This window comes from Bradyrhizobium sp. NBAIM03 (assembly GCF_020194055.1).
Taxonomy (GTDB): Bacteria; Pseudomonadota; Alphaproteobacteria; order Rhizobiales; family Xanthobacteraceae; genus Bradyrhizobium; species Bradyrhizobium yuanmingense.
Window position 1 is genome coordinate 1 of the sequence record NZ_JADYVS010000297.1, and the last position, 380, is coordinate 380.

Annotated in this window: 1 protein-coding gene; it reads right to left on the minus strand. The window is 64.2% G+C overall.

Annotation, left to right across the window (positions count from 1 at the left end; translation table 11 throughout):
* The coding region (locus tag I6F21_RS38595) for a class 1 fructose-bisphosphatase (protein WP_225184499.1) at positions 1–380 on the minus strand (380 nt) is incomplete at both ends.

Below are 380 nucleotides of genomic sequence, written 5' to 3' on the forward strand. Positions count from 1 at the left end.
AACCCGATGGGCCTGCTCGACCAGCAGGCCCATCGGGTTGGCTTCGTACATCAGGCGCAGCTTGCCGGCCTTGGACGGGTCCTTCTTGTCCCACGGGTAGATGAAGATGCCGCCGCGGGTAAGGATGCGATGCACGTCGGCCACCATGCTGGCGATCCAGCGCATGTTGAAGTTCTTGCCGCGTACGCCTTCCTTGCCCGCCAGCAGGTCGCCGACGTAGGCCTGCATCGGCGCTTCCCAGTGGCGCTGGTTGGAAATGTTGATCGCGAATTCCTGGGTGGCCGCCGGGATCTGCATGTTCTCGGTGGTCAGCACGAACTCGCCCTTCTCGCGGTCCAGGGTGAAGGCGTGGGTGCCATGGCCGACGGTCAGCACCAGCT